Below are 25,777 nucleotides of genomic sequence, written 5' to 3'. Positions count from 1 at the left end.
TCGGGCGCGCATTCTACCTGACTTGGGGCCCGAGGGCATTAAGTTGACCACCCTGCGAGGGCTTTACGACATCTGGTCGAACTTAATGTCTTGATACAAGCACTGTGCTTTCATCTGCCGCCGGCAAACGGCTAAGCTAAGGCCATAGCTTCCAACAGTGCTGGCTTCGCCGTCACTTCCCCATGGTTCAACTGCCCGGACGTATCATGCGCAGCCGCCTGTTACAGATTGCATCCTGCCTGCTGCTTACCGCCGCCACCGCCAGCGCGGCGCAGGCCCTCGACCTCACTCAACAACGCCAGTACTACGACGAGGCCAAGCGCGCCCTGGCCAAGGGCGACAAAGGCCCTTACCTGCGCTATGCCCAACAGTTGCGCGACTACCCGCTGACGCCTTACCTCACGTACGACGAGCTGACCGCGCGCCTGAAAAGCGCCAGCAACGAGGAGATCGAAGGGTTCCTGGCCAAGCATGGCGACCTGCCCCAGTCCAACTGGATGAAACTGCGCTGGTTGCGCTGGCTGGCCGAGCGCGGCGAATGGAATACTTTCGTCAAGTACTACGACCCCAAACTCAATTTCACCGAACTGGACTGCCTCAACGGCCAGTACCAGTTGAGCCATGGCCTGCGCGCCGAAGGCTATGCCACGGCCGACAAGCTGTGGAACGTCGGCAAGTCGCAACCGGCGGCCTGTGACACCCTGTTCGGCATGTGGGCCGCCGAAGGCCAACTGACCGAGGCCAAGCGCTGGAACCGGGCCAAACTGGCGGCACAGGCACGCAACTACGGCCTGGCCAACAACCTGGTCAAGACCTTGACCACCCTCGGCCCACAAGGGCGTCTGCTGATCGACGTGGCGCAAAAGCCCGAGCTGCTCAACCAGCCATCGCGCTTCAGCCCGGTCAACGAAGCCATGTCCGACGTGGTCAGCCTCGGCCTGCGCCGCCTGGCCCGGCAGAACCCGGAGCGGGCCATGGCGCTGCTCGACGACTACGCCCAGCGCATGCACTTCTCGCGCGATGAAAAAGTCGCCATCGCCCGCGAAATCGGCCTGACCCTGGCGCGCCGTTACGACCCTCGCGCGCTCGACCTGATGACCCGCTACGACCCCGAGCTGCGTGACAACACCGTCAGCGAATGGCGCCTGCGCCTGCTGCTGCGCCTGGGCCGCTGGGAGGATGCCTACGAGCTGACCAAACGCCTGCCCCAGGACCTGGCCAGCAGTAGCCGCTGGAAGTACTGGCAAGCCCGCAGCCTTGAGCTGGCCCAGCCGAACAACCCGCAGGTCACCCTGCTGTACAAGACCGTGGCGCGCGAGCGTGATTTCTATGGGTTCCTTGCAGCCGACCGGGCGCAGACCCCCTACCAGTTGAACAACAAGCCACTGGTACTGAGCCCGCAACTGGTCAGCAAGGTGCGCAACACCCCGGGCATCCAGCGCGCGCTGGAATTCCATGCCCGCGGGCAGATCGTCGATGGGCGCCGCGAGTGGTACCACGTCAGCCGCCACTTCAACCGCGACGAGATGGTCGCCCAGGCACGCCTGGCCTACGACCTGCGCTGGTACTTCCCGGCCATCCGCACCATCAGCCAGGCGAAGTACTGGGATGACCTGGATATCCGCTTCCCGATGGCCCACCGCGACACCCTGGTGCGCGAGGCCAAGGTCCGTGGGCTGCATTCGAGCTGGGTGTTCGCCATCACCCGCCAGGAAAGCGCCTTCATGGAAGATGCACGCTCCAGCGTGGGCGCCAGCGGCCTCATGCAACTGATGCCGGCCACCGCCAAGGAAACCGCGCGCAAGTTCAGCATCCCGCTGGCCTCGCCTGCGCAGGTGTTCAACCCGGACAAGAACATCCAGTTGGGGGCCGCGTACCTGAGCCAGGTACACAGCCAGTTCAATGGCAACCGGGTACTGGCTTCTGCGGCCTATAACGCAGGCCCCGGACGAGTACGCCAGTGGCTCAAGGGCGCCAAGCATTTGAGCTTCGATGTCTGGGTCGAATCGATACCCTTCGATGAGACACGTCAGTATGTGCAGAACGTGCTGTCGTATTCGGTGATCTACGGGCAGAAGCTCAACTCGCCGCAGCCGCTGGTGGAGTGGCACGAGCGGTACTTCGACGATATGTAGCTGCGTCGGGGTCGTGTAGGGGCCGCTGCGCGGCCCTTTCGCAACGGAAGGCCGCGCCTACAAGACCTCGACTTCCATACCCACTTCAAGTACGCCACTGCCATCCACGGCCAGGTTCTGGCCGAACAACACATCCCCCTCCTTCTCGCGGAACGTCTTGAGCGTGGTCATCGGCTCGCGGTCTGCGCTGCGCTCGCCGGTCAACGGGTCGATCGTGGTGAAAATGCAACGCACACTGGGCTTGAGCACTCGAAACTCCAGCGCGCCGATGCGAATCCGCTTCCAGCCATCCTCGGCAAACGGCTCTGCACCCTGCACCACCAGATTCGGCCTGAACCGCAGCATCTCCATCGGCCGGCCAATGCGCCGGTTCAATTCGTCCAACGAACCCTGGCCGATCAACAGCAGCGGAAAACCATCCGGAAACGCTGCACGGTCACTGTTGAGGCCATAACCATTGGGCAGATAACGCGCCCGCTGTTCCGGGCAATAGACGAGCCGCACGTCCTTGCCAAGCAGCGCCGACAGCCACAGCGCTGCCGCGTCGCCGGCATCCGGTACCCGCAGGGTGTCACGCCAGAGGGTCACCCCCCGCAGGTCGTCGTCTGCAAGCGGTACGGGCACGCGAAGTGGCGCCTGCCCTGGGGCCTCCAGCAACAACTGCCCGGCAGCATCGTAGCTCGCCCTGAGCTGGCCGAGCTGTGGCCAGGCACGCTGGGTGAGAAAGCGGCCATTGTCTGCCTCCACCACCATCCAGCGACGGTCACCCAACAACCCCAATTGGCCAACCGGTGACGCCTGCAGGCTTTGCGCCCGCCCCGACTTCACCGGGTACCGATACAACTCACTCAGAAACATCCCTGCCGCCTCGCGTCATTCAAAACGCCAAGCTTATACCCCGCAGGGCCCGGTATCACGCAGTAGCGGAATCCAGCAGCAACCGCTGCTTGACCACCTCGACCAGACGATCCGGCTGGAACTTGGACAAGAAGTTGTCACAGCCAACCTTCTTGACCATGGACTCGTTGAAACTGCCCGACAACGAGGTGTGCAGCACCACGTAGAGCTGACGCAGGCGGGCATCGCTGCGGATCTCGGTGGTCAACCGGTAGCCGTCCATCTCCGGCATTTCAGCATCGGTGAACACCATCAGCAGCTTCTCGCAAACATCCTCACCGGCATCGGCCCAGCTCTTGAGCAGGCGCAAGGCTTTCAGGCCATCGCTGGCCACGTGCAACTTCATGCCCAGTTGCGACAGGGTGTCGCGCAACTGCGCCAGGGCTACGCTGGAATCGTCCACCAGCAGCACTTCACGCCCTCGCGCGCGGGCCAGCACCGGGTCGGCGAGGCGCTCGCCGGAGACCTTGGCGTTGTAGGGCACGATCTCAGCCAGCACCTTCTCCACATCGATCACTTCGACCAGTTGCTCGTCGACTTTGGTGATGGCGGTGAGGTAATGCTGGCGCCCGGCACTGGTAGGCGGCGGCATGATCGCTTCCCAGTTCATGTTGACGATGCGGTCCACGCCACCCACCAGGAAGGCCTGCACCGAGCGGTTGTACTCCGTCACGATGATGGTGCTGTCCGGCCCAGGCTGCAGTGGGCGCATGCCAATCGCCTGGGACAGGTCGATCACCGGCAAGGTCTGCCCACGCAGGTTGACCACCCCGCAGACGAAGGCATGGCGCTGCGGCATCAGCGTCAGCTTGGGCAGTTGCAGCACCTCCTGCACCTTGAACACGTTGATCGCGAACAGCTGCCGACCTGCCAGGCGAAACATCAGAATTTCCAGGCGGTTCTCACCCACCAATTGCGTGCGTTGGTCTACCGTGTCGAGAATGCCAGCCATTGGAAGCCCCCAGGCTTGAGTCGAAAAGTTGAGTTCTTCACCCTGTATCGGCGGATTCACGCACACCTTGACCCTTGCTGGAAAATGCCGCCGAGGCAATTGATATCACTTTACCATCATGCTTTACTGCGGGCACTTCACGGTGGCTGTCTGCCGCTTTGCACCTTGTTGCACCCTAGCCGCACATCAGGGAAACCCTTAGTGGCAATCGGGTGCAACCTGATGTTCGCGATATCCATTAGCCATTAATGTGACACCATTCTCATTGCATGAATGGAGTCAGGCTTTTGCTCGCTATCGTATCGCCGTGTCCGCCCCTTGCTGCAGCTCCAAGCGCTGGAGCGTCCTGATGGACAGTGCCTTATCGTTTGAAGCTGCCCTGCAGGAGTTTCTGCGGGATGCGCATGTCTTGCTGACTCAGTCCCAGGAGTGCCTGCAGCACCTGGAGCTGATCGACAACGATGCAGATGCCTGCAAGTGCCTGAACACCGCCCTCGACACCCTGGCCCGCCGTGCCAGCCGCCTGCAATTGGTTGAGGTTGCCCACTACACCACCGTACTGCAGCAACTGCTGGCACCCGCCTGCCAGCAGCAACGCCTGCTGCGTGGGGCCTTGCCGGCGACGGATGCCTGCCTGACTCTGCTGGCCTGGCAACTGGAGCTGACAGACCCCAGCACCGGGCAGCTGAACCTTGATAGCGGTGAACAGGTCACGCTGCTTACTGAATTGGCCAGTGTTTTGGAACAGCCGCTACCGCAAACGTGTGCCTCGTGCGAAGAACAGGGCAGCCACTGCCTTCACCCACACGCAGACGCTACCCCCGACACGCGCCCTCGCGCTGCGCATTAACTCACCCGAAGAGCAACTAAGGGCCTTGTTCAAGCCCACGATGGTCTAACTTGGAAGTTCCCCCAAGTGTCGGCCGCAATACCGCTGGCATTAACCCGCTAGTTGCTCTGAAAGTGATTGCCAGCCGAATAACGGATGGCATTTTGCTACTTGCGCTAATCGGACGGACGTCCCGGAATACCCCGTAAACCATGAGGTTTCAAAGCGTTGCCCAGCAGCGACCAACGCCACGCGAAGTGTTACCATGCTCGCCAGCGAATGCCTGCAGTCTGTAACAAGGCTGATTGAGGACGTGACCCGGCAAAACTTCGAAAGTAATGCGCCAAAGCCTCTGGCAAGACGTGTGCAAGGCCTCCATCAGCAACACTTCAGTGGCTTCTCTATTTATGCTCCCACGCTTGAAGACTCCTCTGCGCTGCTGCTCCCGTACTGCGCTGCTGCGCTGGACGACGATAGTATTGTGCGTGGCCTCGGTGGTCGCCAACCTGCTGCTGTACATGGCCGGCAAACCGATGCCAGCCAGCCTGTTGCTGCTGCACGCTGCGGCGATGCTCGGCGTGGGCCTGCAGGTAAGCCTAGGGGCAGGGTCGATCCGCCTGCACCCGGCAGAACTGGCCAAGCGCATGCTCAAGGTTCAAGAGGGCGAGCGCCAGCAACTGAGCCGCGAACTGCATGACGACATCGGCCAACTGCTCACCGCCGCCAAGCTTCAATTGCAATGGCTGCAACGGCGGGTGCCCGATGAACTGCACAGCCACTGCGATACCCTGGGCACCACGCTCGACGACGCCCTTGGCAACGTGCGCGATGTCTCCGCCCTGCTCAACCCGCGGCAACTGGCCAGCCTTGGGCTCGAAGCCAGCCTTCGCGCGCACCTGCTGCGCACGCTGGAAAATACCGACGTGCACTGGAGCCTGGCATGCAACCAGCGCCTCAGGGGCATTGACGAAGCCGTCGCGATGGCAGTGTTTCGCATCACCCAGGAGGCCGTGACCAACATGTTGCGCCATGCCCAGGCGCGCAACCTGTCGATCCGCCTGCAACGCAGCCCCGCCGGGCTTGCCTTGAAGATCGAGGACGATGGTCGCGGTTTTCTCCCCGCCAGGCACCCGGCCGCGTCGGGCCAGCGTGGCCTGGCTGGCATGCAGGAACGCGTGACAGCCTTGCAAGGCCGCCTGCAGATCACCAGCCAGCCGGGCCTTGGCACGCAGATCGAAGCCCTGTTCCCGTGGCCGCCGCGCACCCGGGAACGCGCCAGGACCTTGACCGCCCATGACCTGTAAATTGCTGCTGGTGGACGACCACTCACTGATACGCGCCGGGGTGCGCGCGCTGGTCTCCGACATCCCTGGCTACTGCGTGGTCGGCGAGGCCGACGACGGCAATCTGTTACTTGAGCAGGTGCGCACGCTGGCACCCGATATCGTTTTGCTGGACATCTCCATGCGCTCGACCAGCGGCCTGGATGCCCTGACCCAACTCAGCGCCAGCGGCAGCACCTGCAAGGTGCTGATCCTGTCGATGCACACCGACCCGGACCTGATCATGCGCGCCCTGGAAAGCGGCGCTCATGGCTACCTGCTCAAGGACACCAGCGCCACCGAACTGGAGCAGGCCCTGTGCGCCCTGCGCAACGGCGAGCGCTACCTCAGCCCGGCAATCGCGCACACGGTCATCAACCAGGCATTGCTGCATACCCAGCATCGCAAGCAACCGAGCGGTGAGCGCCACACCCTGACTGCCCGCCAACTGGAAATCCTGCGCCTGATCGTGCGGGGCAAATCGACCCGGGAGATCGCCAGCGGCCTGGGGCTTTCGATAAAAACCGTGGAAACCCACCGCTCGCAGATCATGAAACGCCTGCAGATTCACGATGTGGCAGGCCTGGTGCTGTACGCGGTGCGCGAAAAAATCATCAGCCTGGACGACTGAGCAACGGCGACCCGGCCGGCAAGTGCAGGCGCAGCGCCGCTGGCCTTGCTTCGAAGCGCAGGCTGTCGGCCTGCAACGGCTCGCCATCGAGGTTGATGTCCAGGCCCTGCGAGCTCTTGATTTCAACCCACGGCAACCTGGCTCGCACAAACAACCCATCGCCGGCCACCAGGTCGCGCAATGCCTCCACCACCTCCTGCGGCGCCGGCAGGATGGCGATGTCGAGCAGGCCATCGTCAGCCAGCGCATCCGGGCACAGTACCTGGCCACCGCCGGCCTGCCGGCCATTGCCGATACCCAGTGCCAGCAGGTCACCTTGCCAGTGAAAATCCGGGCCCTGCAGCTCTACCGACGCTGCCTGCAACTCGCTGAAACGCGACAACCCCGTGAACAGATAGGCAGCAGCGCCCAGGACCTTTTTCAGGTCCTCGGAGGTGTTGGCCGTGATCTGGCTGCCGAAGCCACCGGTGGCCATATTGAGAAACAACTGATCACCGACCTGCCCCAGGTCGATTGGTTGCGCCGGGTTGTTCAGCAGCGCCAGCGCCTCTGCCGGCTCCAAGGGCACCCCCGCAGCCTTGGCAAAATCATTGGCGGTGCCCAGCGGCATCAGCGCCAGGCTGGCGTCGGTCTCCGCCAGGCCCATGGCCTCTGCCACATCGCGCAAGGTGCCGTCACCGCCCCCGGCGACGATATGGCTGTAGCCGGCTGCCAGTGCCTCGGCCACCAGGCGCTGGGCATCCCCGGCCTCCCAGGTTACCCGCACATCCAGCACCCAGCCGGTCTCGCGCATCGCCAGAACGGCACTGCGCAGCGCTTCGTTCATCGCCTGCTTGCCGTGCAGGATCAACATTGCCTTGCGCCCTTGCATCGCGCTTCTCCGAGAAAAATGACCAACCCTGATCTCGACCACTGACGCACACTGATCGTTGCATACCGAACACAATAAACAATGGATTTCAGCCATTTTCCACACACCCGCCAATGCCCGGCTATGCTCAGAAAATGCACAGTTGACAAGTATTTGACCCAAGCGCTGAAAATCACCCGGCGAGTCAGCATATTGACTCGGTCAACCTTGGGCCCCTATTTCCGAAAGCCATGGACGCGCCCCGGCAGCAGTGATCAGCTGACTGCCGATGGGCGCGTCTTTTCATCCGCGATCTGTAGCGAGGATTCCGGGACATGCGCATTCTCTGGACACTGCCCTACCTGCCTTGGCCGACCACCAGCGGCAGCAAGACCCGGCAATACCACCTGATGCGCGCACTCGCCCAGCGTGGCCACCGGATCACCCTGCTGGTGCAGTCCAAGATTCCCTTGAGCGACGCTGCCCGCGAAGCCCTCGAGCCCCTGCTCGAACGCTTGATCGTACTGCCCAGGCGTGCCCTGCACAGCCCGCTCAACCTGCTGGCATCACCGATCATCGACTACCCCATGCGGGCGATCATCAATGGCCTGGCGCCCTGCCTCAGGCACCGCTTCGAGCAATTGCTGGACGAGCCCTGGGACGTCATCCAGATCGAGCACAGCTACAGCTTCCAACCGTTCGAGAAGGCCCTGCAGGCCCGCGGCCTGCCCTACATGCTCAGCGAACACACCTTGGAATCGGTCATGGGCGGCGCTCGCCATGACCGCCTGCCGCTATGGCTGCGCCCGCTCAACGCATTTGATCGCTGGCGCTACCGGCGCTGGGAGCAACGGGTACTGCGCCAACCCACTGAAGTGGTGGCCGTCAGCAGCCATGACGCCGAGCTGATCGCCCAGATCAGCGGCCGCCCGGTGAACGTGGTGGTCAGTGGCGTGGACTGCGACTTCTATCAGCAGGTGCAACCCTCGCTGCACAGCCAGCGCCTGCTGTTTGTCGGCAACTTCGAATATGGCTCCAACCTGGAGGCCATCGAATGGGCGCTGGAAGAGATCATGCCGCAGGTGTGGATGAGCAACCCAGCAGTGCGCCTGGCCATTGCCGGCCATGCGCTGCCCGCCAGCTGGAGGCTGCACTGGAACGACCCACGCATCGAATGGGTCGGTTATCGCCCCGACCTGCGCGAGCTGCAGCGCCGCTCGGCGCTGTTCTTCGCCCCCCTGCTTTATGCCGGGGGCTCCAAGGCCAAGGTGCTCGAAGCGATGGCTGCCGGGCTGCCGGTGATCACCACCAGCAAGGGTGTTTCAGGGCTGGCCGTGAACAACGCTGAGCATTACCTGGGCAGCGACGATGGCGACCAACTGGCGCTGCTGATCACCCAGTTGCTCAACCAGCCGTGGCGCATGGCGCAGTTGAGCGAAGCCGGCCGGCAATTCGCTCGCCAGCGTCACGACTGGAGTGTCGCGGCGCAGCAACTGGAAAACGTGCACATGCGCCTGCACCAGGCACAGCCCACCGACGCTATGCAACTGCTGGGAGGCTGGCTCGGTCGTTCAGCCAAGTAGCTCGCTGAACGGGATAAACGGCACGCTGTCACCCAGCTTGGGCGTGCTGCCTTCGCGCACCTCCACCAAGCCTTCGGCCCAGGCCGCACTGCGCAGCACCCCAGAGCTCTGGTTCTTGTAGATGCGCACCTGGCCATGCTCGATGCGGGCACGCAGGTACTCGCGCCGCATGCCTGGCTTGGGCCAGTCGAAGCCTGCCGGCATGTCGAAGCGCAGCGGCGTGACATCGGCCACACCCTGGCGCCGCAACAGGTACGGCCGCGTCAGCAGGCCAAAGGTGACCAGCGTGGAAGCCGGGTTACCCGGCAGGCCGATCACCGGCACACCGCGAAAATGGCCGAAGGTCAGTGGCTTGCCCGGCTTGATAGCCAGCTTCCACAAGGCCAGTTCGCCGGCCTCACGCAAAGCGGCCCCCAGGTAATCGGCCTCGCCAACAGAGACACCGCCGGTGGACAGGATCAGGTCAACATCGCCCAGTGCCCCCAGGCATTCACGGGTACGCGCCAGGTCATCGGGCAGAATCCCCGCATCCCGCACCTCGCACCCCAAACGCTGCAACCAGCTGACCAACAGGCGACGGTTGCTGTTGTAGATCTGCCCTGGCCCCAAGGGCAGGCCAGGCTCGATCAGCTCGTCACCGGTAGACAGCACGGCCACGCGCACCTTGCGCACCACGTCCAGGCGGGCCTGGCCGAGGGTTGCAGCCAAGCCCAGCTCGATCGGCCCCAGGCGTGTACCGGCGCTCATCACCTGCTCGCCCTGACGCGTTTCCTGGCCTTGTGGGCGGATGTTCTGGTCGGTTTTCAATGGTTCGAGGAAGCGTACCCGACCGTCGTCAGTCACGTCGGCGTTTTCCTGCATCTCGACACAGTCAGCGCCGGCCGGCACCGGTGCGCCGGTGAAGATGCGCGCACACGTACCTGGCTGCAGGGGCTGCGGGGCATGGCCGGCAAAGATCCGCTGGCTGACCGGCAAGGGCTCGCCCTGCCAGTCCGCCAGGCGCAGGGCGTAGCCATCCATGGCGCTGTTCGGCCAAGGCGGCAAGTCGAGAGACGCCACCAGGTCGCTGGCCAGCACGCGCCCCTCGGCTTCGGCCAACGGCACGTTTTCGGTTTCCCGGATCGGTGCGGCCTCTGCCAGCGCAAGCAACCGCGCCAAAGCGTCTTCCACCGGCATCAGCGGCCGGGCCTGATTGACCTCAGCCACGGCTTTCACAGGCCGCTGCCTGCTTCAGGTGTGGCACGAAATTGCACGGGCGATGGCGGGCATCGAGCTGCTCGGCGAGGATGCCGTCCCAGCCGGTGCGCACTGCATTGGTCGAGCCCGGCAGGCAGCACACCAGCGTGCCATTGGCCAGGCCTGCCAGCGCGCGCGACTGTACGGTAGAGGTGCCGATATCGGCCACGGAGATCTGCCGGAACAGCTCACCGAAACCGTCCACCTGCTTGTCCAGCAGGCAGGCCACGGCCTCGGGCGTGCTGTCGCGGCCGGTGAAACCGGTGCCGCCAGTAACCAATACCACCTGCACGCCTTCCTCGGCGATCCAGGTCGCGACCTGGGCGCGAATCTTGTACAGGTCATCCTTGAGCAACACCCGCGCCGCCAGTTGATGACCAGCCGCAGTCAGGCGGTCGACGAACAGTTGGCCGGAGGTGTCGGTGTCGAAGGTACGCGTGTCGCTGACCGTCAGCACGGCGATGTTCAGCGGCACGAAGGGGGTATCTGCCTTGGCTTTCATGGGTGTCCGTCACAAGAAGATGGGATGGCGCATTTATAACACAGCACACCCCCGACACAGCGGCGCGCCCCTCTGCCCTTGCCCTTGGTCAATACTCAGGTTTTGCCGCTATGCTGCACTGTAAAGGAACTTGCGCGGACGCCCTGCGTCATAACTGTCATCTAGCACCATCGCACTGGAGAAACACGATGATTCAACGGACCCTTCCCGCCTTTCTGCTTGCCCTGGGCCTGGGCGCCCTCGCTGGCTGCGCATCGCCAACCGTCATTACCCTGAACGATGGTCGCGAGATCCAGGCAGTGGACACCCCTTCGTTCGACGAGGACTCGGGCTTCTACGAATTCGAGCAACTTGATGGCAAGCGTACGCGCCTGAACAAAGACCAGATCCGTACCGTCAAAGAGCTGTGATCTGGCTTCCCTTTTTGGCAAACGCCCTTTTAACAACAAGGGCTTGCGTGCAAAAAAGGGATGCAGTAGGATTTCGTTCATCGGAGTGTAGCGCAGCCAGGTAGCGCGTCTCGTTCGGGACGAGAAGGCCGCAGGTTCGAATCCTGTCTCTCCGACCACATCCTATTCAAGAAGCCCGCCTTGCGCGGGCTTTTTGTTGTGCGCCAAAAATGCCCCCTGCATGCACAGGGGGCGGCAGGCGCGGCTTACTGCTCGGCCTGCACGGGCACGTACAGCAGTTGCAAACGCTCGCTGCTCCATGCCCGGGTGTGGTTGGTCAGCTCAAGGTTGTTGTTCAGCTTCTGCCCGTAGCTGGGTACGATCTGCTTGAGCCTGGCCTGCCACTCAGGGCTCTTGAGGCGGTCCTTGAAAGTCTTCTCCAGCACCGTCAGCATGATCGGCGCGGCAGTCGAAGCGCCTGGCGAGGCCCCCAGCAGCGCGGCGATAGTGCCGTCCTGGGCAGCGACCACTTCAGTACCGAACTGCAGCACGCCACCGAGCACCGGGTCCTTCTTGATCACCTGCACACGCTGGCCGGCCTGCAGCAGCTTCCAGTCCTGGTTCTTGGCATTGGGGAAGTATTCGCGCAGGGCATTCATGCGGTCGTCGAAGCTCAGCATCAATTGCCCCATCAGGTAGGTGCTGAGGTCGATGTTGTCGATGCCGGCGTTCACCATCGGCAGGATGTTGTGGCTGTTCAGCGACGCGAACATGTCCAGCAGCGAGCCGTGCTTGAGGTACTTGGTGGAGAAGGTCGCGAACGGGCCGAACAGCAGCACCTGCTTGCCGTCGATCATACGTGTGTCCAGGTGCGGGACCGACATAGGCGGTGCACCGACCGACGCCTTGCCGTACAGCTTGGCCTGGTGGCGTGCAACCACGTCCGGGTTGTCGGTCATCAGAAACTGGCCACCCACCGGGAACCCGGCATAGCCTTCGGCTTCGGGGATGCCCGACTTCTGCAACAGCTTGAGCGCGCCACCACCGGCACCGATGAAGACGAACTTGGCGTTGACCGCCACTTCGTTGCCGCCATTGGCCAGGTCGGCCACCACCACCCGCCAGGTGCCGTCATCGTTGCGCACGATGTCACGCACTTCATGGCTGAGGTTCACGCTGACGTTAGGGTTGCGGGTCATCGAGGCGAACAGCTGACGGGTGATTTCGCCAAAGTTCACGTCGGTGCCGATCGCCATGCGCGTGGCTGCGACCTTCTGTTGAGGGTCACGGCCTTCCATCACCAACGGCGCCCATTGGCGGATCTGCTCGTGGTCTTCGCTGATCTGCATGCCACGGAACAGCGAGCTGTGCTGCAGGGCAGCGACGCGCTTGTGGAGGAAGGCAATGTTGTCGTCACCCCACACAAAGCTCATGTGCGGCACGTTGTTGATGAACGTTTTCGGGTTGCTCAGCACGCCTTGCTCGACCTGGTAGGCCCAGAACTGCTTGGAGACTTCGAATTGCTCGTTGACGCCCACGGCCTTGCTGATGTCGATGCTGCCATCCGTGCCGACACTGGTGTAGTTCAGTTCGCAAAACGCGGAGTGGCCGGTACCGGCGTTGTTCCAGGCGTTGGAGCTTTCTTCGCCCACCTGGTCCATGCGCTCGTAGACGTCGACCTTCCAGTTCGGCTCCAGCTCGGTAAGGTAGGTGCCCAAGCTGGCACTCATGATGCCGCCGCCGATCAGCAGGACGTCGACGGTCTTGTCCGGCTCTGCGGGTTTGGAGCAGCCGATGACGCTCAGGCAAAGGAGCGTCAGCAGGATTTTTTTCATTAGTAGCGCAATCCGATTGAAGTGAAGGATTGGCGCCCTAAAGCAGAGAGTGTGCCAACTGGCATTAGACCAATGGCTAAGGGGTGGGACACCCGGTCGCATGGCGACAATCCGCCACAGTTGCACCAGGTTCAGCGCAACAGTGGCGGATTTCCCCGCGCCGGAGGGTCAGGCCGTCAGCCGCGAAGTCACCTCCCCCAACTGCCCGGACAACCCATGCAAACGCTGCCCGGCCTGCTCAGTCTGCTGCACCGCTGCCTGGTTGGTGGTGGCGATGCGGGTAATTTCGATCAGGTTGCGCGAGATGTCCTCGGCCACGCTGGTCTGCTCTTCGGCCGCCGTGGCGATCTGCCGGTTCATGTCTCGGATCGCCTCCACCGCCGAGGTGATGCGCTGCAGCATCTGCCCCGCCTGCTGCACCTGCTCGGCTCCTTCCTCGCTGCGCTGCTGGCCACTTTCGATGGCCTTGACCGCCTCTACCGCACCCGACTGCACCGCTTCGATGATCTGGTGAATTTCGGCGATCGATGCAGCGGTGCGCTGGGCCAAACTGCGCACCTCGTCGGCGACCACCGCAAAGCCGCGCCCGGCCTCGCCCGCACGGGCCGCCTCGATCGCTGCATTGAGCGCCAGCAGGTTGGTCTGCTCGGCGATGCCGCGGATGACTTCGAGCACCTTGCCAATCCGCGTGCTGTCATGCTCCAGGTCACGGATCACCGCGGCGGTACCGGCGATTTCGCAGTTGACCACGCCAATGATGTCGATGGTCTGCTGCATCACCTGCTCGCCAGCCTGGGCGCTGTGATCGGCATCATCGGCCGCGCGGGCGGCATCGGCGGCGTGGCGAGCCACCTCCTGAGCGGTGGCGGACATCTCATGCATGGCCGTCGCCACCTGATCGGTGCGCTGGAACTGGTCATGCGTGCCCTGGGCCATGTCAGCCGCGATGCTGCGCAGCTGGCCACTGGCGCCTTCCAGCTCCTGGGCATTGTCCTTGAGCCGGCCGACTGTCTCGGCAAGAAAATCACGCAGGGTATTGGCCGCACGTGCCAAGCGCCCCAGTTCATCTTCACGGCGGCTGTCCACACGCGCCACGAAGCGCCCCTGGCTCAACTGCGCGACATACTCGATCAACTGGCGAATCGGCTCGATCAGGCTGCGATTGACCAGCCACAGGCTGAACAGGCCGACCAGCACCGCCGAGCCCAGCATCACCAGCAAGCCCAGCCACACCGTACGCTCGGCGCTGGCGTTGATGCTCGATGCACGCTCGCGCGCATCGGCGCGCAGTTGTTCGACCAGCTCGCTCATCTGTTCGCTGGCAGCACGGTCCACGCCCTTGACCGCTAGGTCGCCTGCAACCGGGTCACCACCTGCGGCGACAAACGCCTGGCGGCCCTGCGCATAAGCCTGGCCCAGTTGCAGATGGCTGGCACGCAGCTGTTGCAGCGGCGCCTTGAGCCTGGCATCGCTGCTGTCGATCAGTTGCCCAAGCATCTGCTGCACCTGCTGCTCGCGGGCCTGGAACTGCTGCCAGTACTTGTCCAGCTCGGCGGGCTGGCGTCCGCGCAGCAGCACGTTCTTCCATTCCTGCACCTGGATCTTGAACTGCAGGTTGGCCTCATCGATCAATTGCGAAGCCCGCAAGGGCCCATCCACCAGCTCGGCGTAGCCGCGCACGCTGGAAGACAGAAACTGGAAACACACCAGCGCGATCAGCAGCATCGCTACCAGGCTGCCGCCGAGCAGGGCGAGAATTTGCACTCTGAGGGATTTACGCAACATCGCGATCTCAAGACCAAAGGAAAGGAACGGCGCACGCTTGCGGCGCCGGGTAAGACATTCCATGTCCCCGTAGGCTCACCGCAAAAAAAAGGCTGCCATCGTTCGATAGCAGCCAGCTTGAGCACTTGCACAACAATTGAGACAAATAGTGTCAGGCAATTCCTACAGAATTGTTACAGAACCACGACAGGCTAGCCCGTGGTGAACTGCAACGAGGCTAATCGGGCATACAGCGGGCTTTCTTCGATCAACTGGCGGTGCGTGCCTATTGCCACCAGGCGCCCCTTGTCGATCACCGCGATGCGATCGGCGTGCTGCACCGTGGCCAGACGATGGGCGATCACCAAGGTGGTGCGACCGGCCATCACACTGGGCAGCGCCTGCTGAATCAGGTGTTCGCTTTGCGCATCAAGGGCGCTGGTAGCCTCATCCAGCAACAGGATCGGCGCATCGACCAGCAGCGCCCGGGCAATCGCCAAGCGCTGCCGTTGCCCGCCCGACAAGCCGATGCCACCCTCCCCCAGCGGCGTCTGGTAGCCCAGCGGCAGTTGCTGGATGAATTCGTCGGCATGCGCACCGCGCGCCGCTGCCTCGACCTCGGCCAGCGTCGCACCTGGGCGGCCATAGCGAATGTTGGCCTCGACCGTGCCGCGAAACAGCGACGGGTTCTGCGCCACCAACGCGAACTGCTGGCGCAGCTCGGCCGGGTCGAGTTCAGTGATGGCCTGGCCATCGAGCAGGATGCGCCCCTGCTGAGGGTCGTAGAAGCGCAGCAGCAGGTCGAACAGGGTCGATTTGCCGGCGCCCGAAGGCCCGACCAGGGCCACGGTCTGCCCCGGCTCGATCGCCAGGCTCAAGCCGTCGATGGCTGCAACCGTAGGCCTCGACGGGTAGGCGAAATGCACGTCTTGCAACGCAATACGCCCGACAGCACGCCGCTGAGGCAGTGAGGCGGCTACGCGCGGCGGCAGGATTGCACTGCGTGCCGCCAACAGCTCGGCAATGCGCTCGGCCGCACCGGCGGCGCGCTGCAGCTCACCGATCACCTCGCTGAGCGTGCCGAACGCACTGCCGACGATCAGGCTATAGAACACGAAGGCAGCCAGCTCGCCTGCCGAGATACGCCCGGCAATCACGTCCATGCCCCCGACCCAGAGCATGACCCCCACCGCGCCGAGCACCAGCACGATGACCAGGGTGATCAGCCACGCACGCTGGGCAATACGCTGGCGGGCCACGCTGAAGGCCGCCTCGACGGTGCTGGCGAACAGTTCGCGATCGAGCGGCTCATGGTTATAGGCCTGCACGGTCTTGATCTGCCCCAGGGTTTCGGCGACGTAGCTGCCGACATCCGCCACCCGGTCCAGGCTCTGCCGCGACAGGCTGCGCACGCGCCGGCCGAACAGCAGGATCGGCGCCAGCACCAGCGGCAAGGCCACCACCACGATGCTGGTGAGCTTGGGGTTGGTGATGAACAGCAGCACCACGCCCCCTACCACCATCAAGGCATTGCGCAGGAACATCGACAGCGAAGAGCCGATCACCGATTGCAGCAAGGTTGTGTCAGCCGTCAGCCGCGACTGGATCTCGGAGCTGCGGTTGTCTTCGAAAAAACCAGGGTGCAGCCCGACCAGGTGATCGAACACCGCACGGCGGATATCAGCCACGCAGCGCTCGCCGATCCACGACACCAGGTAGAAGCGGCTGAAGGTACCCACCGCCAGTGCCAGCACCAACAGCAGGAACAGGCCAATGGTCTGGTTGAGCTGGTGCGCGGAGCGGGTCATGAAACCCTGGTCAACCAGCAGGCGGATGCCCTGCCCCATGGACAGGGTGATTGCCGCCGTGACCACCAGTGCCAGCAATGCCAGGAGCATTTGCCGGCGATACGGGCGAACGAACTGCCAACCCAGGCGCAGGGCGCGACGTTGGCCAGGGGAGACGGATTCGGGCATGGCGGCAACCAAAGCGGCAAGGAAGCAGCAGACTACCACTCATCGGAGCGCGCGGAACGCTTGGGGGTGACTATAGCCTTTCGATCTAAAAGGGCTCTGGAGCTTTACCGCCATTTCTGGTGGACTGTCAGGGCCGTGACAGTCGAGGATCTGTCACAGGCCAGTCACGGCGCAGGACTACCCTGAGCTTGAACCTGATGAGGAGACAGGACATGAGCTTGCAGCACAGCAGCGATACCCCGAAACCCCAGAACAACCCGCAACCCCAGGTGTGCGGCTCGATCATCGACGCCCAAGGGCGCGAGGTTCCGATCACCGAGCAGATGATCCAGAAAGCCTGCCAGGAACTGGAACAAAGCCGGGGTACTAAAGCCCGTAAAGGCTGATCGGCTAATTCATTGCAACCCGGCGCCTGCGCCGGGTTTTTATTGCCTCGGCCGGCGAAAAGGCCGACGCAGGCACATCACTCAGACCAACACCCCACCCAGCGCACTGACCAACTGCGCCAATTGCGGCGACTCGCCACGAATCCGCACCGCCAGCCCTTCGATTTCACGCCGAGGTGGATACTGCTTGCGCAACTGATCGAATGCCACCCGCTGCTCGGCCGGGTCGTCGCTCAAGCTACGGCGGAAGTCTGCATCGTCACGGCGCGGGTCGTACACGGCGCGGCACAAGGTGGCCAAGGCCCAGGCCGGGTCTGTAGTGGCATCGAGTTCAACTTGCGCCAGCGGCGGCTTGGGCAGCAAATCGGCCAGGCGCACCAGCTCCGCTTCGCCCAGGTGACGGCACAACGCCTGGTAGATCTGCGCAGTGCCCCGCTGCCGGCCATCGAGGCTGTAGCCGGCGATGTGCGGCGAAGCCAGCGTGCACAGGTCGGCCAGTTGCAGGTCGACCTGCGGTTCGCCTTCCCACACATCGAGCACGGCATGCACGTCTTCACGGTCCAACAGCAGCTCACGCAAGGCATCGTTGTCCACCACCGGGCCACGGCTGGCATTGATCAGCCACGCCCCTGGGCGCAACCGTGCCAGTTGCGCCTGGCCCAGCAGGTGCCAGGTGGGGTACTCGCCGCCCCGCTGCAAGGGGGTGTGCAGGCTGATCACATCGCACTGTTCCAGTACCGTATCGAGGCTGACGTAATCGCCCCCTTCGGCGGCCTGACGCAGCGGGTCGCACACCAGCACTTTCCAGCCCAGGCCATGCAGCACACGCACCAGGCGGCCACCGACCTCCCCCGCGCCCACCACGCCGTACGTGCGCTTGGGTAGCGCGACACCGTCCAGCTCGGCCAGGGTCAGCAGGCTGCCCAGCACATAGTCCACCACGCCGCGGGCATTGCAGCCCGGCGCGCTGCTCCAGTGGATGCCAGCCTCGGCAAAGTAGTCCAGGTCGAGGTGGTCGGTGCCGATGGTGCACGTGCCGACAAAACGCACACGGCTGCCTTCAAGCAGTTGGCGGTCGACCTTGGTCACCGAGCGCACCAGCAGCACGTCGGCGTCCTTGACGCTGGCGGCATCGAGGCTTCGGCCCGGATAGCGGCGGATCTCGCCGAAACCTTCGAAGAAGGCATCGAGCAGCGGAATGTTCTCGTCGGCAACTATCAGCATGGCGCTCTCCTGTCAGGGGAACGCAGTGTAGGCGCTACGCGCGGCGTGTTCCAGAGCGGTTCAGTCGGCTTTCTTGCGGATCCAGTACAGGAAGGTGCCCGCGTCCTCTTGCTGCTGCAGCAGTTCATGGCCGAGGAAGTTGCAGAACTTGGGGATGTCGCGGCGGGTCGACGGGTCGGTGGCAATGACCTTGAGCAAGCCACCGGCAGCCAGGCCACGCACGTGCTGGTGCAACATCATCACAGGCTCGGGGCAGTTCAGGCCGGTGGCATCGAGGACGGCGTCGGGGGTTAAATCAGTCATGGGCGGCTCCAAAATGTTCATCATTGTCGCGCATCGTGCGGCGCGCACCAAGGGCTGCGCGCCGCCCACGCACTCAACGCGGCTTCAGGTCCAGCCTGCGCAGATGGCAGGTCACTTCCTCACGGTCGTGATACAGCTGCTTGCAGGCGATCGAAACCCTGATCTTGCGCGCCTTGAACGTGGCCTGCATGCGGTCGAGCAGGCGCCGCACCTCGGTGTAGCGTTGCTTCATCGGCAGCTTGAGGTTGACCACCGCCTCGCGGCACAGCCCTTCCCCCAGCCAGGTTTCAATCAATGCGGTGGTCCGCGCCGGCTTCTCGACGATGTCGCAGACCATCCAGTCCACCGGCTGCTTCGGCTGCCAGGTGAAACCATCCGCCATCAGGTGCTGGACCAGCCCGGTGTCCATCAAGCTCTCGGCCATCGGGCCGTTGTCGATGGCGGTGACCAACATCCCGCGGCGCACCAGCTGATAGGTCCAGCCGCCAGGCGAGGCGCCCAGGTCGACACCGGTCATGTCATCACCCAGGCGCTGGTCCCACTGCTCGCGGGGGATGAACTGATGCCAGGCTTCTTCCAGCTTGAGGGTCGAGCGGCTGGGCGCTTCACGGGGAAACTTCAGGCGCGGGATGCCCATTGGCCAGAGCGCGCTGTTGTTGGCCGCAGCCTGGCCGACAAATACCCGCCGGCCAGTGATGAAGCTCAGCAGAAGGCGTGGACGGCTGGCGTCTTCAACCAGGCGACCGGCCTTTTCCAGGGCCTTGCGCAATGGCACCTCGAATTTGCGGCAGAACGTCGACAGCTCCTTGCCTTCGTTGCTGTCGAGCACTTCCAGCCACAGGCTGCCGAACACAGGCAGGCTGGCCAGGTGCTCGAGCAATACGCTGATGCGATCGCTCTCCGGCAACTCGACGAAACTGCCACGGGCCCACTGCCGCGGGAAGATCAGCTCAGCGAAGCGCAGTTCCCCCATCAGGCGCTCGGCGCCATTGTCCTCGGTGCAGACAAACTCGGCACTGGCGCTCTGCGCTTTGCCTTTGGCATAGCCGGCAACCCCCAGGCGGGCGGCATGTTCGCTGATCTCGGCGCAGACCTCGCCCTCGAAACCGGGCCGGCAATGCATGAACAGGGTACTCATCTCTCACTCCACTACGGCGGGCGCACCACAGGCGCCGGCAGGGCGGCGATGATAAAGGAAGTTCGGAACCTGCGACACGTCCCGCCGGTCCAGAAAAGGGTCAGGCAGGCCAAACCGGTCTAACCTGACCATTCAGCCAGGTCCGTACCGTGCGGATCGAAACAGAGCGGTGACACCGGCAAACACCCAGATTTGCCGGGCACCGGCGCAGAAGGAGTTGGCAATGCCCTCGCTCGATAGCCTGAACACCCTCAAGACCCTCAAGGTCGCCGACCAGACGTACCACTATTACAGCCTTACCGAGGCCGCCCGCCAGTTGGGCGACCTGCAACGCCTGCCCATGTCGCTCAAGGTGCTGCTGGAAAACCTGCTGCGCTGGGAGGACGGCAAGACCGTCACCGGTGACGACCTGCGCGCTATTGCCCAATGGCTGGAGGCGCGCCGCTCCGACCGGGAAATCCAGTACCGCCCGGCCCGGGTGCTGATGCAGGACTTCACCGGCGTACCCGCCGTGGTCGACCTGGCAGCCATGCGCGCCGCCATGGCCAAGGCCGGTGGCGACCCGCAGCGGATCAACCCGCTGTCGCCGGTCGACCTGGTAATCGACCACTCGGTGATGGTCGACCGCTATGGCACGCCCCAGTCGTTCAGCGAGAACGTCGACATCGAAATGCAGCGCAATGGCGAGCGCTATGCCTTCCTGCGTTGGGGCCAGAGCGCCTTCGACAACTTCCGGGTAGTACCGCCGGGCACCGGCATCTGCCACCAGGTCAACCTGGAATACCTTGGCCGCACCGTCTGGACCCGTGAAGAAGACGGCCGCACCTATGCCTTCCCCGACACCCTGGTCGGTACCGATTCGCACACCACCATGATCAACGGCCTCGGAGTACTGGGCTGGGGTGTTGGCGGCATCGAGGCCGAAGCTGCGATGCTCGGCCAGCCAGTGTCGATGCTGATCCCGGAAGTGATCGGCTTCAAATTGACCGGCAAGTTGCGCGAGGGCATTACCGCCACCGACCTGGTGTTGACCGTGACGCAGATGCTGCGCAAGAAAGGGGTGGTGGGCAAGTTCGTCGAGTTCTACGGCGATGGGCTGGCCGAGCTGCCCCTCGCCGACCGTGCCACCATCGCCAACATGGCCCCCGAGTATGGCGCCACGTGCGGCTTCTTCCCGGTCGACCAGGTGACCCTTGACTACCTGCGCCTGACCGGGCGCCCCGAGCAGACAGTGCAACTGGTCGAACAGTACTGCAAGGCCCAAGGCCTGTGGCGCCTGCCTGGCCAGGACCCGGTGTTCAGCGATGCCCTGGCCCTCGACATGACCGACGTCGAGGCCAGCCTGGCCGGGCCCAAACGCCCCCAGGACCGGGTCGCCCTGGGCCAGGTCAGCCAGGCGTTCGACCACTTCATCGAACTGCAGCCCAAGCCACTGGCCAAGGAAGTCGGCCGCCTGGAAAGCGAAGGCGGCGGCGGTGTGGCGGTGGGCAACGCCGACCAGGCGGGCGAAATCGACTACAGCCATGCAGGCCAGACCCACACCCTGCGCGACGGTGCAGTGGTCATCGCCGCGATCACCTCCTGCACCAACACCTCGAACCCCAGCGTGATGATGGCCGCCGGGCTGGTGGCGAAAAAGGCCCTGGAGAAGGGCCTGCAGCGCAAACCCTGGGTCAAGAGCTCGCTGGCCCCTGGCTCCAAGGTGGTCACCGACTACTTCAAGGCTGCCGGGCTGACGCCGTATCTGGATGAGTTGGGTTTTGACCTGGTGGGTTACGGCTGCACCACCTGCATCGGCAACTCCGGCCCACTGGATGAAGCGATCGAGCAAGCCATCGGCAGCGCCGACCTGACCGTTGCCTCGGTACTCTCGGGCAACCGCAACTTCGAGGGCCGCGTGCATCCGCTGGTCAAGACCAACTGGCTGGCCTCGCCGCCGCTGGTAGTGGCTTACGCCCTGGCCGGCAGCGTGCGCCTGGACCTGACCCGCGACCCGTTGGGCACTGGCAAGGACGGCCAGCCGGTGTACCTGCGCGACATCTGGCCCAGCCAGCAGGAGATCGCCGCCGCCGTGGCCAAGGTCGACACCGCGATGTTCCACAAGGAGTACGCCGAAGTCTTCGAAGGCGACGCGCAGTGGCAGGCCATCGAGGTGCCGCAAGCGGCCACGTATGTCTGGCAGGAGGCATCGACCTACATTCAGCATCCACCGTTCTTCGACGACATCGGCGGGCCGCCGCCGCAGGTCGAGGACATCGAGGGTGCCCGCGTGCTGGCCCTGCTCGGCGACTCGGTCACCACCGACCACATCTCCCCGGCCGGCAACATCAAGGCCGACAGCCCGGCCGGGCGCTACCTGCGCAGCAAGGGTGTGGAACCGCGGGACTTCAACTCCTACGGATCGCGCCGGGGTAACCACGAGGTGATGATGCGCGGCACGTTCGCCAACATCCGTATTCGCAACGAGATGCTTGGGGGTGAGGAAGGGGGCAATACCCTATTCGTGCCAACGGGCGAAAAGCTGTCGATCTACGATGCCGCCATGCAGTACCAGGCCCAGGGCACGCCGCTGGTGGTGATCGCCGGCCAGGAATACGGCACAGGGTCCAGCCGTGACTGGGCCGCCAAGGGCACCAATCTGTTGGGGGTCAAGGCGGTGCTGGCAGAAAGCTTTGAACGCATCCACCGGTCGAACCTGGTGGGCATGGGCGTGCTGCCCCTGCAGTTCCAGGCCGGGCATGATCGCAAGCAACTGGCGCTGACCGGCAGGGAGCGCATCGATGTGCTGGGATTGAGCGGTGCTCATCTACGGCCAGGCATGAGCCTGACGCTGCGTATCACCCGCGAGGACGGGCAGCAGGAGCAGATCGAGGTGCTGTGCCGCATCGATACCTTGAATGAGGTGGAGTACTTCAAGGCGGGGGGGATTCTGCATTATGTGTTGCGCCAGTTGATTGCTGGTTGAGATGCAAGGCTTGGCTGGGGATTTCACAGGCACCGCAAATCCCCAGCCAACGCCCCCTACCCCCTCTCTCGGCGGCCTCATTCCGCTATCGGCTACTGGCTCTTGGCCAGCCATTGAGTCATCATCAGACTCACACGTCACCAAACAGCCTTAAAAACGCAAAAATGACGCCATTTTGATCAAACGTGCCTGTTCCCCAGCTCAATCTGAATAATGGCCTATTGCCACAAATCAAGCCCATTAAATATCCATTCAATAAAACCAGCGGCTTGCCGATACCTCACGAAAGCCTTGCGGATTCTTTGCGGATTACCCACCCATGCGTAACAACCAGCCGATTACCCAGAGAGAACGGACTTTCCCTGCCCAGCAGCGGTTGATCTCCACCACCAACGCCAAGGGCGTGATCAGCTACTGCAATGACGCGTTTATCGAAATCAGTGGGTTCACCCGCGAAGAGTTGACCGGCGCGCCGCACAACCTGGTGCGTCACCCGGATGTGCCCGCGGCCGTGTTCGCCCACATGTGGCAAACCCTCAAACAGGGCCAGCCTTGGATGGGCATCGTCAAGAACCGCTGCAAGAACGGTGACCACTACTGGGTCAACGCCTATGTCACGCCGATCTTCGACAATAACCAGGTGGTCGGTTTCGAATCGGTGCGGGTCAAACCCACCGCCGAACAGATCCGCCGGGCCGAAGGCCTCTACCAGCGCCTGAACCAGGGCAAGTCGGCGGTGCCGCGACGTGATCAATGGCTGCCGATTCTGCAGGACTGGCTGCCGTTCATTCTGGTAAGCCAGGTGGGCTTCCTGATTGGCAACTGGCTTGGCCACTCCTGGGGCTTCGGCCTGGCGGCGGCCCTGTCGGTGCCCCTTGGCTTGCTCGGCCTGAGCTGGCAGCAACGTGGCCTCAAGCGCCTGCTGCGCCTGGCGGAACAAACCACGTCCGACCCCCTCATCGCGCAGATGTACACCGATAGCCGCGGCGTTCAAGCCCGCCTGGAAATGGCCATGCTCAGCCAGGATGCACGCATGAAAACCTGCCTGACACGCCTGCAGGACAGTGCAGAACACCTCAGCGAACAGGCGCGGCAATCCGATGCCCTGGCCCACAAGAGCTCTTCGGGGCTGGAGCGCCAGCGGGTGGAAACCGAGCAAGTGGCGGCCGCCGTCAACCAGATGGCTGCCACCACCCAGGAAGTGGCCAACCATGTGCAACGCACTGCCGACGCCACCCAGGAAGCCAATCGCCTGACCAGCCAGGGCCGGCAGATTGCCGGTGAAACCCGTGAGGCCATCGAGCGCCTGTCGGCGGCAGTGGGTGAAACCGGTGCAACGGTGACGCAACTGGCCAAGGACAGCGACGAAATCGGCGGTGTGGTCGATGTGATCAAGGGCATCGCCGACCAGACCAACCTGCTGGCGCTGAACGCCGCCATCGAAGCGGCCCGCGCCGGAGAGATGGGCCGTGGTTTTGCGGTCGTGGCCGACGAGGTACGCCAGTTGGCCCAGCGCACCGCCGAATCCACCGGGCAGATCCACGGCCTGATCGCCAAGCTGCAGCAGACAGCCAGCAATGCCGTACTGACCATGGAAACCGGCCACCGCCAGGCACAGGAAGGGGTCGACCGGGTCATGCAGGCCGATGAAGCGTTGGTCGGTATCAGCGAAGCGGTGGCCAATATCACCGACATGGCGACCCAGATCGCAGCCGCTACCGAAGAGCAGACTGCCGTCGCCGACGAGATCAGCCGCAACATCAGCACCATTGCCGACCTTGCCGACCAGACCGCTGAACAGGCCCAGCATTCGGCGCTGCTCAGCGAGGAACTGACCAGCACTGCCGGTAGCCAGTATTCGCTGGTGGAGCGTTTCAACCGCTAAGACACCGAGCCTTGAGTGCTATTGGGGCGGCCTTGGCGGGCCGCTCCTACCAGTCCAGTTGCAACCGGCTCTCGAAATACCGCTCCTCACCCGTCAACGGATCTTCGAAACGCAGGCTCTGCGCCAACAGTTTCAGAGGCCGCTGATAATCGTCATCGGTCTGCAGCAGTTCGGGGTAGAACGGATCGTTGCAGATTGCCGCGCCCAATGCCGCCATGTGTACACGCAATTGGTGGGTCTTGCCGGTCACCGGCGACAGACCGTAGCGCCATAAATCGCCACGCGCCTCCAGCACCTGGGCCAAGGTTTCGCTGTTGTCAACGCCCTCCACCTCCTGCATGCGGAAGAACGGCTCGCCATGCACCAGGCGGCTTTTGTGCACCAGCGGGAAGTTGTGCTGGGGCATGGCTGCGGCGATGGCCTGGTAGCGTTTGTCGATCCGCCGCTCGGGGAACAAGCGCTGGTAGACACTGCGCGTCTGGGGGTTGGCGGAGAACAGCACAAGCCCTGCGGTATGCCGGTCGATGCGGTGCAAAGGCACCAGATGCGGATTGTCCAGACGCCGAATCAGCCGGCGCAGCAAAGTCTGCTCGACATACTCACCGGTCGGGGTCACCGGCAGAAAGTGCGGTTTGTCGGCAACCACCAAATGCTCGTCCACGTGCAACAGGGTTTCCTGCACAGGGATCGGCCGCTCATTTGGCACTTCCCGGAAGTAGTGCAAGCGCATGCCGCGTTTATAAGCCAGCCCAGCAGAGATTGCCTGCCCCTGCGCATCGAGCACGCGGCCCCGGGCAAAGCGGTCAAGCCACTGCGCCCGATCGATGGCCTTGAAATGGTCACACAGGCAATCGAGCACCGTCGCCCAGTTGCCGGGGGGCAGGCACACCGTGCTGGCTTGCTGGCGGGCAGGGTCGAAAGGCGTGGTCATGGCAGCGCTCAAAAGGTTGGAGGCCGCGCATTATCCTCCAAGCC

General features: G+C 63.5%; 21 protein-coding genes and 1 tRNA gene. 10 read left to right on the top strand and 12 right to left on the bottom strand.

Annotated elements, in window-relative coordinates; genetic code table 11:
- Window positions 1-206: 206 nt before the first annotated feature.
- The gene (locus tag HU770_RS15795; RefSeq protein ID WP_186654024.1) at window positions 207-2,135 is read left to right on the top strand and encodes a transglycosylase SLT domain-containing protein; all 1,929 of its coding nucleotides are present in this window, start codon (window positions 207-209) and stop codon (window positions 2,133-2,135) included.
- A 57-nt stretch (window positions 2,136-2,192) separates the two neighbouring features.
- On the opposite strand, the gene HU770_RS15790 is transcribed toward HU770_RS15795, so the two are convergent.
- Window positions 2,193-2,993: an MOSC domain-containing protein gene (locus HU770_RS15790; RefSeq protein ID WP_033700433.1), complete on the bottom strand. Its 801-nt coding sequence runs from the start codon at window positions 2,991-2,993 to the stop codon at window positions 2,193-2,195.
- A gap of 55 nt (window positions 2,994-3,048) precedes the next feature.
- Complete coding sequence (locus tag HU770_RS15785; protein ID WP_033700434.1) at window positions 3,049-3,984, bottom strand: chemotaxis protein CheV; 936 nt, start codon at window positions 3,982-3,984, stop codon at window positions 3,049-3,051.
- 349 nt (window positions 3,985-4,333) lie between these two features.
- On the opposite strand from HU770_RS15785, the gene HU770_RS15780 reads away from it, so the two are divergent.
- From HU770_RS15780 to HU770_RS15770, 3 genes are all read left to right on the top strand, one after another.
- Complete coding sequence (locus tag HU770_RS15780) at window positions 4,334-4,834, top strand: histidine kinase (RefSeq protein ID WP_186654008.1); 501 nt, start codon at window positions 4,334-4,336, stop codon at window positions 4,832-4,834.
- Window positions 4,835-5,220: 386 nt separating this feature from the next.
- Entirely contained in the window at window positions 5,221-6,117 is an 897-nt protein-coding gene (locus HU770_RS15775) for a histidine kinase (protein WP_186664154.1), read from the top strand.
- Complete coding sequence (locus HU770_RS15770; RefSeq protein WP_033700438.1) at window positions 6,107-6,766, top strand: response regulator transcription factor; 660 nt, start codon at window positions 6,107-6,109, stop codon at window positions 6,764-6,766. Before HU770_RS15775 ends, HU770_RS15770 begins: the two co-directional genes overlap by 11 nt.
- On the opposite strand, the gene yegS is transcribed toward HU770_RS15770, so the two are convergent.
- Entirely contained in the window at window positions 6,750-7,637 is an 888-nt protein-coding gene (gene yegS, locus HU770_RS15765) for a lipid kinase YegS (RefSeq protein WP_186664152.1), read from the bottom strand. The two genes, HU770_RS15770 and yegS, sit on opposite strands and share 17 nt — an antisense overlap.
- A gap of 314 nt (window positions 7,638-7,951) precedes the next feature.
- Here yegS and HU770_RS15760 point away from each other — a divergent pair, with 314 nt between their 5' ends.
- On the top strand, window positions 7,952-9,199 hold the full coding sequence (locus HU770_RS15760) for a glycosyltransferase family 4 protein (RefSeq protein WP_186654000.1): 1,248 nt from the start codon (window positions 7,952-7,954) through the stop codon (window positions 9,197-9,199).
- On the opposite strand, the gene glp is transcribed toward HU770_RS15760, so the two are convergent.
- Together glp and moaB are read right to left on the bottom strand one after the other, a co-directional pair.
- Entirely contained in the window at window positions 9,188-10,414 is a 1,227-nt protein-coding gene (gene glp / locus HU770_RS15755) for a gephyrin-like molybdotransferase Glp (protein WP_186653996.1), read from the bottom strand. The genes HU770_RS15760 and glp overlap by 12 nt on opposite strands.
- The gene (moaB, locus tag HU770_RS15750; protein ID WP_033700442.1) at window positions 10,398-10,937 is read right to left on the bottom strand and encodes a molybdenum cofactor biosynthesis protein B; all 540 of its coding nucleotides are present in this window, start codon (window positions 10,935-10,937) and stop codon (window positions 10,398-10,400) included. Before moaB ends, glp begins: the two co-directional genes overlap by 17 nt.
- A 188-nt stretch (window positions 10,938-11,125) precedes the next feature.
- Between moaB and HU770_RS15745 the strand changes: the two genes are divergently transcribed.
- Together HU770_RS15745 and HU770_RS15740 are read left to right on the top strand one after the other, a co-directional pair.
- Complete coding sequence (locus tag HU770_RS15745; protein WP_027596642.1) at window positions 11,126-11,347, top strand: YgdI/YgdR family lipoprotein; 222 nt, start codon at window positions 11,126-11,128, stop codon at window positions 11,345-11,347.
- Between the two features lie 81 nt (window positions 11,348-11,428).
- Window positions 11,429-11,505 (top strand) — tRNA-Pro (locus HU770_RS15740).
- An 87-nt stretch (window positions 11,506-11,592) separates the two neighbouring features.
- Here the strand turns inward: HU770_RS15740 and mqo are convergent.
- The 3 genes from mqo to HU770_RS15725 form a co-directional block, all read right to left on the bottom strand.
- A complete protein-coding gene (gene mqo / locus HU770_RS15735) occupies window positions 11,593-13,161 on the bottom strand; it encodes a malate dehydrogenase (quinone) (protein ID WP_186664150.1) in 1,569 nt (522 codons plus the stop codon).
- A gap of 168 nt (window positions 13,162-13,329) precedes the next feature.
- Window positions 13,330-14,946, bottom strand: coding sequence for a methyl-accepting chemotaxis protein (locus HU770_RS15730; RefSeq protein WP_186664148.1), 1,617 nt, complete (start codon window positions 14,944-14,946; stop codon window positions 13,330-13,332).
- A 191-nt stretch (window positions 14,947-15,137) separates the two neighbouring features.
- Entirely contained in the window at window positions 15,138-16,901 is a 1,764-nt protein-coding gene (locus HU770_RS15725; RefSeq protein ID WP_186664146.1) for an ABC transporter transmembrane domain-containing protein, read from the bottom strand.
- Between the two features lie 212 nt (window positions 16,902-17,113).
- Here HU770_RS15725 and HU770_RS15720 point away from each other — a divergent pair, with 212 nt between their 5' ends.
- Window positions 17,114-17,287, top strand: coding sequence for a PA1571 family protein (locus HU770_RS15720; RefSeq protein ID WP_167334463.1), 174 nt, complete (start codon window positions 17,114-17,116; stop codon window positions 17,285-17,287).
- A gap of 81 nt (window positions 17,288-17,368) precedes the next feature.
- On the opposite strand, the gene pdxB is transcribed toward HU770_RS15720, so the two are convergent.
- The 3 genes from pdxB to rlmM form a co-directional block, all read right to left on the bottom strand.
- Window positions 17,369-18,511 carry a 4-phosphoerythronate dehydrogenase PdxB gene (gene pdxB, locus HU770_RS15715; protein ID WP_186664144.1) on the bottom strand — a complete coding sequence of 381 codons (1,143 nt, stop codon included), beginning with the start codon at window positions 18,509-18,511 and terminating at the stop codon, window positions 17,369-17,371.
- A 60-nt stretch (window positions 18,512-18,571) separates the two neighbouring features.
- The gene (gene tusA / locus HU770_RS15710; protein ID WP_186653972.1) at window positions 18,572-18,814 is read right to left on the bottom strand and encodes a sulfurtransferase TusA; all 243 of its coding nucleotides are present in this window, start codon (window positions 18,812-18,814) and stop codon (window positions 18,572-18,574) included.
- Between the two features lie 73 nt (window positions 18,815-18,887).
- On the bottom strand, window positions 18,888-19,952 hold the full coding sequence (gene rlmM, locus HU770_RS15705) for a 23S rRNA (cytidine(2498)-2'-O)-methyltransferase RlmM (RefSeq protein WP_047583284.1): 1,065 nt from the start codon (window positions 19,950-19,952) through the stop codon (window positions 18,888-18,890).
- Between the two features lie 223 nt (window positions 19,953-20,175).
- Between rlmM and acnA the strand changes: the two genes are divergently transcribed.
- A complete protein-coding gene (acnA, locus tag HU770_RS15700) occupies window positions 20,176-22,917 on the top strand; it encodes an aconitate hydratase AcnA (RefSeq protein ID WP_186653969.1) in 2,742 nt (913 codons plus the stop codon).
- A gap of 319 nt (window positions 22,918-23,236) precedes the next feature.
- Window positions 23,237-24,802, top strand: coding sequence for a PAS domain-containing methyl-accepting chemotaxis protein (locus tag HU770_RS15695; protein ID WP_033700452.1), 1,566 nt, complete (start codon window positions 23,237-23,239; stop codon window positions 24,800-24,802).
- Between the two features lie 46 nt (window positions 24,803-24,848).
- Here HU770_RS15695 and HU770_RS15690 read toward each other — a convergent pair whose 3' ends face one another.
- Window positions 24,849-25,733, bottom strand: coding sequence for a pseudouridine synthase (locus HU770_RS15690; protein ID WP_186664142.1), 885 nt, complete (start codon window positions 25,731-25,733; stop codon window positions 24,849-24,851).
- Window positions 25,734-25,777: the final 44 nt, after the last annotated feature.

The organism is Pseudomonas sp. SWRI68, from assembly GCF_014269165.1.
Classification (GTDB): domain Bacteria; phylum Pseudomonadota; class Gammaproteobacteria; order Pseudomonadales; family Pseudomonadaceae; genus Aquipseudomonas; species Aquipseudomonas capeferrum.
Note: the sequence above shows the minus strand (reverse complement) of the source record. Positions and strands in the feature narration are given on the sequence as shown.

Bases quoted from the DNA above. Each gene is read 5' to 3' on its own strand.
- HU770_RS15795 (WP_186654024.1), top strand. From the start codon at position 207: ATGCGCAGCCGCCTGTTACAGATTGCATCCTGCCTGCTGCTTACCGCC.
- HU770_RS15790 (WP_033700433.1), bottom strand. From the start codon at position 2,993: ATGTTTCTGAGTGAGTTGTATCGGTACCCGGTGAAGTCGGGGCGGGCG.
- HU770_RS15785 (WP_033700434.1), bottom strand. From the start codon at position 3,984: ATGGCTGGCATTCTCGACACGGTAGACCAACGCACGCAATTGGTGGGT.
- HU770_RS15780 (WP_186654008.1), top strand. From the start codon at position 4,334: ATGGACAGTGCCTTATCGTTTGAAGCTGCCCTGCAGGAGTTTCTGCGG.
- HU770_RS15775 (WP_186664154.1), top strand. From the start codon at position 5,221: ATGCTCCCACGCTTGAAGACTCCTCTGCGCTGCTGCTCCCGTACTGCG.
- HU770_RS15770 (WP_033700438.1), top strand. From the start codon at position 6,107: ATGACCTGTAAATTGCTGCTGGTGGACGACCACTCACTGATACGCGCC.
- yegS (WP_186664152.1), bottom strand. From the start codon at position 7,637: ATGCAAGGGCGCAAGGCAATGTTGATCCTGCACGGCAAGCAGGCGATG.
- HU770_RS15760 (WP_186654000.1), top strand. From the start codon at position 7,952: ATGCGCATTCTCTGGACACTGCCCTACCTGCCTTGGCCGACCACCAGC.
- moaB (WP_033700442.1), bottom strand. From the start codon at position 10,937: ATGAAAGCCAAGGCAGATACCCCCTTCGTGCCGCTGAACATCGCCGTG.
- HU770_RS15745 (WP_027596642.1), top strand. From the start codon at position 11,126: ATGATTCAACGGACCCTTCCCGCCTTTCTGCTTGCCCTGGGCCTGGGC.
- mqo (WP_186664150.1), bottom strand. From the start codon at position 13,161: ATGAAAAAAATCCTGCTGACGCTCCTTTGCCTGAGCGTCATCGGCTGC.
- HU770_RS15730 (WP_186664148.1), bottom strand. From the start codon at position 14,946: ATGTTGCGTAAATCCCTCAGAGTGCAAATTCTCGCCCTGCTCGGCGGC.
- HU770_RS15725 (WP_186664146.1), bottom strand. From the start codon at position 16,901: ATGCCCGAATCCGTCTCCCCTGGCCAACGTCGCGCCCTGCGCCTGGGT.
- HU770_RS15720 (WP_167334463.1), top strand. From the start codon at position 17,114: ATGAGCTTGCAGCACAGCAGCGATACCCCGAAACCCCAGAACAACCCG.
- pdxB (WP_186664144.1), bottom strand. From the start codon at position 18,511: ATGCTGATAGTTGCCGACGAGAACATTCCGCTGCTCGATGCCTTCTTC.
- tusA (WP_186653972.1), bottom strand. From the start codon at position 18,814: ATGACTGATTTAACCCCCGACGCCGTCCTCGATGCCACCGGCCTGAAC.
- rlmM (WP_047583284.1), bottom strand. From the start codon at position 19,952: ATGAGTACCCTGTTCATGCATTGCCGGCCCGGTTTCGAGGGCGAGGTC.
- acnA (WP_186653969.1), top strand. From the start codon at position 20,176: ATGCCCTCGCTCGATAGCCTGAACACCCTCAAGACCCTCAAGGTCGCC.
- HU770_RS15695 (WP_033700452.1), top strand. From the start codon at position 23,237: ATGCGTAACAACCAGCCGATTACCCAGAGAGAACGGACTTTCCCTGCC.
- HU770_RS15690 (WP_186664142.1), bottom strand. From the start codon at position 25,733: ATGACCACGCCTTTCGACCCTGCCCGCCAGCAAGCCAGCACGGTGTGC.